The sequence below is a fragment of the Lactobacillus hamsteri DSM 5661 = JCM 6256 genome, assembly GCF_000615445.1.
In the GTDB taxonomy this organism is placed as follows: Bacteria; Bacillota; Bacilli; order Lactobacillales; family Lactobacillaceae; genus Lactobacillus; species Lactobacillus hamsteri.
Genome location: NZ_BALY01000051.1, coordinates 1 through 6,922 on the forward strand (window position 1 = coordinate 1; position 6,922 = coordinate 6,922).

The 6,922-nt window shown below is 34.0% G+C and carries 4 protein-coding genes, 1 other RNA gene and 3 pseudogenes; all 8 read right to left on the reverse strand.

Annotation, left to right across the window (positions count from 1 at the left end):
• Positions 1 to 4: 4 nt before the first annotated feature.
• Positions 5 to 1,449: pseudogene (locus tag JCM6256_RS10225) on the reverse strand (sensor histidine kinase).
• The gene (locus tag JCM6256_RS08885; RefSeq protein WP_025081330.1) at positions 1,446 to 2,177 is read right to left on the reverse strand and encodes a response regulator transcription factor; all 732 of its coding nucleotides are present in this window, start codon (positions 2,175 to 2,177) and stop codon (positions 1,446 to 1,448) included. Before JCM6256_RS08885 ends, JCM6256_RS10225 begins: the two are co-directional and overlap by 4 nt.
• Positions 2,177 to 2,570 (reverse strand): annotated as a pseudogene (locus JCM6256_RS10230) (SdpI family protein). Before JCM6256_RS10230 ends, JCM6256_RS08885 begins: the two are co-directional and overlap by 1 nt.
• Before the next feature lie 26 nt (positions 2,571 to 2,596).
• Positions 2,597 to 3,568, reverse strand: a complete 972-nt coding sequence (gene manA / locus JCM6256_RS08895) for a mannose-6-phosphate isomerase, class I (protein ID WP_025081331.1) — start codon at positions 3,566 to 3,568, stop codon at positions 2,597 to 2,599.
• 320 nt (positions 3,569 to 3,888) lie between these two features.
• Positions 3,889 to 4,257, reverse strand: a transfer-messenger RNA (tmRNA) gene (gene ssrA / locus JCM6256_RS10535).
• Between the two features lie 68 nt (positions 4,258 to 4,325).
• Positions 4,326 to 5,510 (reverse strand): acetate/propionate family kinase, encoded by a 1,185-nt coding sequence (locus JCM6256_RS08900; RefSeq protein WP_025081332.1) that lies wholly within the window; start codon positions 5,508 to 5,510, stop codon positions 4,326 to 4,328.
• 21 nt (positions 5,511 to 5,531) lie between these two features.
• Positions 5,532 to 6,535, reverse strand: a pseudogene (locus tag JCM6256_RS10235) (class I SAM-dependent methyltransferase).
• Between the two features lie 189 nt (positions 6,536 to 6,724).
• Positions 6,725 to 6,922, reverse strand: a 198-nt coding sequence (locus JCM6256_RS10240; RefSeq protein ID WP_162149734.1) for a ComGF family competence protein, incomplete at its 5' end; no start/stop codon positions are given.

Genomic DNA, 6,922 nt, shown 5'->3' on the forward strand with positions numbered 1-6,922 from the left:
TTTGCTAATCAACAAATTGTTCATAGCCCTTATCATAGATGATAACAGTAAAAATAGAACCCTTATTCTCTTTAGATTCTACTTTTATTTTTCCGCCATGCTGCTTAACCAATGATGAAACAATTGAAAGTCCTAAGCCCGATTCTCCAGTACCTAAACGTGCTCGCGAAGGATCAGCCTTAAAGAAACGTTCAAAAATATATTTCTTTTGTTCATCGTTCATTCCGATACCGTTATCTCTAACGGATAATTCAGTTGCATTTTCTAACCTTTTGCCTGAAATGACAATTTTGCCATCACGAGTAAATTGAATAGCATTCTGAACCAAATTAACAATAATTTGGGTAAAGCGATCACGATCTGCATAAATCGGTAAAGGTTCAAGAGTTTCTAAAATTATTTGATCATTTACCTTAGCAGCATTCTGCGAAAGTTGAGTCTGAATATCTTTTAATACTTTTGAAGCATCAAAATTCGTTTTAATCAAGTTAATTTGATTATTGCGAATCTTTTCATAATCAAGATTTTCATTTATCAAACGAATTAATCGTTTAGTTTCTCTACTCATCAATGCAATTGACTTAGGCTTAGATTCCTCAGGAATTGCATCATATTGCAGTCCTTCAAGAATACCATTAATTGTCGTCAGCGGAGTTCTCATTTCATGAGCAGCATCAGCCATAAACTGGTCTCGACGTTTTTCTTGCGCCTTAATCTCATCATTAGACTTCTTTAGTTCTCTAACCATACGATTAAAGTTCGTTGCTAATTGATCAATTTCATCTTGATTTTTATGCTCGATTTGAACATCAAAATCACCTTTAGCAACTTTTTCTGTCGCTTTAGACAAACGCTTAATTTTATTAGTTGAATAATATGACAAAACCAGACTAAGAATCAAACCAACAAACAAAGTAATAATTAATGCATTCGTTAAATTGCGTCTCGCCATGGCAATTGGCCGCTCAACGTTCTTAACCGTTGAGCCAATCCAAATTACCCCAATCAATTTTTCTTCACTCATCCAAGGTACTAAAACGCCAGTGTATGCACTTTTCGTTTGCCCAATGGAGTTTTCCAAATTATTATTACGAATTTGAATTTCTTGGCCATTTTTCAGCGTATTAAAGACCTTGGGTGATAGTTTTATATCTTCTGGTGTTTTAGGATAAATTTGTTCATTGTTTTGATCAAAAATTCTAAATTGGACATTATCCCTTTTTAGCACAAATTGAAGTTGATTTAAAAATGTACCACTTAGAATAGTCGTACCATTTTTATCCTCAGTCTTAGCCATTTCACCTAAAGACTGGGCATAACTATCCATACGTTGAAAATTTTGCGCATAAGCTTGATTTTTAACATAATCTAATTCGGCATAGCAATAATTGAAACTGTCGTTACAATTATCAGCAAAAAGCCCAACATATGCTGATAAATTAACTTCATTTTTCGACCTGTGAATCATCAAATTTATAGCCCACTCCCCAAACGGTTTGAATTACCTGTGGGCCAACTTTTTCTAATTTTTGGCGAAGTTTTTTAATATGCGCATCAACGGTTCGCTCTTCTCCATAGTATTCATATCCCCAAACAAGTTCTAATAACTGTTCACGGGTAAAGACTTGCTTAGGCTTTTGTGCCATTGTAAAAAGCAAATCAAATTCCTTTGGAGTCAAGGTGGTAACTGATTGTCCATCAAACAGAACTTCTCTTCGTGCTTTTGAGATCTTTAAATGAGCAGTTTCAATCTCATAACTGCCACTAGATTTTTCCTCAGCAGGTTTATTTTGAGTTTCTTCCATTACCACACGACGATGCAAAGCTTTAATACGGGCAATTAGCGCAATAGGACTAAATGGCTTGGTTACGTATTCATCGGCACCAATACCTAATCCCAAAACTTGATCAGATTCACTACCTCGAGCTGTAAGCATAATAATTGGAACTGTTGGTGAAATTTGTCTAACTTCTTTAGCTACTTGAATACCATCTTTTTTTGGCAAATTCAAATCCAAAGTTATTAGATCATATTTTGCGGCATTTGCCTTAAACATATCTACGGCTTGCTCACCATCAACAGCGATATCTTGATTCCAACCTTCTTTTTTGAAAAACATCTCCATCATTTCAGCAACAGAGGTGTCATCTTCAACCATTAAAATATTCATTACCATTATCGATCCCTAAATCCTTTCGTTCTATGACGTTTTACTTGATCAGGATCAACATAATCTGGTGGCAACTCACCACGTTTGGTAAGAAATTTTTTTTAAGCTTTTTTCAGTCCAAATAATTGGAAATAAAATAAATAAGTAAAAAGTTAACAACCAAACGAGAAAGTAGCGATCCCAACCCAAAATATGAATGATATATCCAAGTGCAAATTGAATTGCTCCAAATAACAGTAAGTATAAACTTGCCCTTTTTTGTGCAAATTTAAAACTCTCCTTATTCACTTGGGCTAGATACGATAAATAGCCATAAATACGATTAGGTCTTTTAGCTGGTGAAATCAGCCAAATTAACCCAATTGCAATCATTACGCTACCACAAGCTATATAGATCACACTTTTTCGCTTCCTTTAAATGAAAATTATTTGTCTTCTTCTCCTGGAGCAGACATTACAATTCTCATTTTACCAGTGAAAGTGAAATTCTTCATCTCATTTGGAATAATTAAGTTAGTTCCCATCTTCAAGTTCCAGCTCTTGCCATCAGCTTCAAGTTTACCTGAGCCCTTAATTACTGAAACTAAAAGATATGGATGATCTTTAAGACCAGTCTTCCAAGTACCATCAAGATCAATTTGCCATAAGTAAAAGTGTGGTGAAACTGGTGGTTCTACCAAAGTTTTAATTTCTGCATCTTGATCTTTATCAGTATGCACATCAAGCTTTGGATCAACGTGAGGAACTGTTGTTACATCAATTGATTTTTGTGTATGAAGTTCACGCTTCTTACCCGTCTTTTTATCAACACGATCGTAATCGTAAAGACGATAAGTTACATCACTGGATTGTTGAGTTTCAATTACTAAGCTTCCTTTAGTCAAAGCATGGATGGTACCTGCTGGAACATAGAAGAAGTCGCCAGCCTTAATTGGAACTTTACGGAGCAACTTATCCCATTCACCTTTATGAATCATATCTGCTAATTCTTCACGAGTTTTAGCATGGTGACCATAAATAAGGTATGCGCCTGGATCAGCTTGCATTACATACCAACTTTCGGTTTTACCAGAATCGTTTTCAACTTTTCTAGCATAATCATCATCTGGGTGTACTTGAACTGATAAGTTATCGTTTGCATCCAAAAACTTAACCAAAAGTGGAAATTCTTTAGCCTTAGGATTACCGAATAATTCAGGATGTTCAAGGTAAACATCTCTTAATGATTTTCCTTTAAGTGGACCTTCAGTAACAGTGGAAGCATCATCTTTATAGCCTGAAATAATCCAAGCTTCTCCAACCTTACCGTCAGGAATATCATAATGAAAAATTGTATCTAATTTACGTCCGCCCCAAATCTTGGGTCTAAAATATGGAGTTAAAAAAATTGGTTCCATTTAAAATCACCTCATGTAAAGTATATACTTTTTAAGATAAAAAATGAAACCCTTTTCTTACTCTTATGTAAAAGTTTATTTTTGTATGTAAAGCAAACTAGTATGCTTACTGTTAAAAGTCTTTGATTAGCTCGTTTGCATCCAATAATAATTTTTAATCTGTATTATTTCCTAACTTAAAATCACCTCTATTTTTAAAAATATGAATCCTAATATGAATCCTTTTGCTAGTGTTTTTAGCTATTTTCAGAAATTTTCAAAAAATAAAAATGCTTTAATATCAACGTTTTTAAGGCGTTAACATTAAAGCATTATATATCTTGTGGAGATGAGGGGAGTTGAACCCCTGTCCAAACGTATCTCGTCACTGACCTCTACGATCATAGTTATATTACTTGAACTTCACTAGTCCAAAACGCCATATAACAGGGCTAGTATGAACTAGCTAACCTGCTCAGACTCTTTTTAACTATTCAGGTGAGGTAGTTAAACGTAACTCGCTAATGTTGATACTTAAAGACAACCACGAGCAAGCCGTCAATAAGCAACACATGCGCTTAAATTAAGCAGCTAATGCGTAAGAATTACTGTTTTTTGCAGTTAATTTTAAAGTGACGTTTTTACGTAGACGTGACCTACGAATCGCAGTCAATGCGAGTCTACGCCTGTCGAATCCCAAAAACATCCCCATTAATAAGAACATAGTTATTATACATTTTAATAACTATGTTCTCAACTAAAATGACTTATCTATTTTTTAATTTAAATGAGCCAAACGTACAACGTCACGCGCAATTATTAATTCTTCGTTAGTTGGAACGATCATTGCTTTTATCTTAGAATCTGGCTTAGTAATAAATCTTTCACCATTTTCTTCATTAGCTTCAAGATCTGGCTTAAGTCCCATGAATTCAAGAGATTCCATTACGGCCTTTCTTACGCCAACATCGTGTTCACCTACACCGGCAGTAAAGATCACTGCATCTACACCGCCCATTTCAGTAAGGTATGCGCCAACATAGCGAATAATACGATTGATAAAAATTGCACGAGCACGTTGAGCACGTTCATCAGGATTAAACTTTAAATCTCTCATATCAGGTGAAATATGAGAAAGTCCAAGCAAGCCTGACTTCTTATTCAAAATCTCAATCATTTCATCCATTGAAAGATTTTCTTTTTCCATTACAAATTGAACAAGTGAAGGATCAACATCCCCTGAACGAGTACTCATGGTAATACCTGCAAGTGGAGAGAAGCCCATTGACGTATCAAATGATTTTCCATCTTTCACAGCAGTAATTGACGCACCTGAACCTAAGTGGCAGATAATCAACTTAAGGTCTTTTACGTCTTTACCCAACATTTCTGCAGCACGCTTAGATACGTAGCGAACAGAAGTACCGTGTGCTCCGTACTTACGTGCATGATACTTTTCATACCATTCATAAGGAACAGAGTATAAATAATGCGTTGCATCTAAACTTTGGTGGAATGAAGTATCAAATACACCAACTTGTGGAGCATCAGGAAGCAATTTCATGAATGCCTTAATACCTTCACCTTCAGCTGGGTTATGAAGTGGTGCATATTCTTTCAAATCAAATATTCTTTGCAAATTTTCTTCATCAATAATTGCAGAATCTTTAAAGTATTCACCACCAGCAACAATACGGTGTCCAACGCCAGCAATTTCAGTTAAATCTTCTACAACGTTATATTTTTTCAAAGCCTTAAGCAATAAGCCGACAGCTGTTTCTTGATCAGGGATACTTACTTCTTCAACATGTTTTTCACCATTAGCAAGTTTAATTTCAAATGATGAACCGTCAAGACCTACTCTATCTGCCATTCCTTTAGCAATAACTTCTTCATCTGGAATTGAAAATAACTTATATTTAAAGGAAGAGCTACCTGAATTAATTGCTAAAACCTTTTTCATAAAATCCTCCAATTATTCAAATTAATGATTATTTTTAGTATACCACTCGTTAAGTTTTTCATTGAATTTAATCAAAGCTTGTTCATTCTTTAACGAATCCAATTTAGTCAATAATACTTCACTGCTAGTAGCATTTTCACCATGATTTTGGAAAACTAATATAGATTTTTATTAAATTTATTTCTAAACATTTCATTTGGTAATTCCACGATTGCTTTCAAATAGACTTTTTCTGAAAGCCAAGGCATGAAATCAGCTCCACCTTTACCAGACAAAATTGAACTTGGAACTACTAAAAATGCCCAGCCGGCTGGCTTCAAATTCTTAATAATTTGCTCAACAAACAGCAAGTGAGCTAAAGAATGTCCTTTTTCTGACTTAGTAGCAAAATTCTTAGCATTTTCATCAACTGGATAATAACCAATTGGCAAATCAGTAACAACTGCATCTGCAGCTTCAACCATCCATGCTGTCAAAGCATCTTGGCAATATAAATCAATTTTTAAATTATTCAAATGAGCAGAAATATCAGCAAAATTGAGCATTTCTTCATCATTATCAATACCTACTAAATTGTAAATATCTCTTGAATGATTAGCAGATTTCAATTGATTTATTACTGAATATAAAAGTGCACCAGTACCAATCGCAGGATCTACAATTTCTAATTTTTCCTTATTCGGCAACATTTTACGCATAAGCAAAGCAATAACTGTTGAAACAATTGCAGGAGTTGGCATTTGATTAACATCCCTGCCGTCATCAGTAATCGCCTTAAGTGTTAAATAAGTAAAAATTTGAACCTTAATCTTTTGTGGTAATTTTTCATAGTCAAGTGAAGCATACATTTTACTTAATTTAGCAACTGTTGCTTCATCTGGAGCTCCCATTTCTACTTTAATTTTGCCATTTTCAAGATTATCAAAAGTTTCAGTCAAAGCTTCACCGAAAGAAACATTTAAGGCATCTTGTAAAGTAGTTACACAATTCAAGAATTGATTAAAGATTTTTTCTAAATTTCCCATACTTCACCCTTCTTTTTAATTACTCTATTTATTTTAAAGAAAGGTAAATACGGGTGCAAGCAAAGTTAATTATTATCTAAATATTCCACAATCATTTGATTATTTTGAATATTACGATGCAGTATATCTTGATATAATTTAAAAAATAATAAACATGTTGCTAGTACAAGTATGCTACTTAATAACGCACTAGCCTTCAATTTCTTTGGCATAATATTTTTTTGTTTTAACATTATCGGCTTCTTTCTTAGATCTAGGATCTAATTTGAAATATAATTCTGAAACACGACCATCTTTTTCAGTTATCATAATTTTCAACAAATTACCTTTAGCAAAAAACTTTGCTTTATCAACATTTAATACTAATGGCATGTGCCCACCATTAAG

What these genes read in the sequence shown, in the direction of transcription:
- JCM6256_RS08900 (WP_025081332.1), bottom strand. Translation starts at nt 5,510, where the DNA reads ATGAAAAAGGTTTTAGCAATTAATTCAGGTAGCTCTTCCTTTAAATAT.
- manA (WP_025081331.1), bottom strand. Translation starts at nt 3,568, where the DNA reads ATGGAACCAATTTTTTTAACTCCATATTTTAGACCCAAGATTTGGGGC.
- JCM6256_RS08885 (WP_025081330.1), bottom strand. Translation starts at nt 2,177, where the DNA reads ATGGTAATGAATATTTTAATGGTTGAAGATGACACCTCTGTTGCTGAA.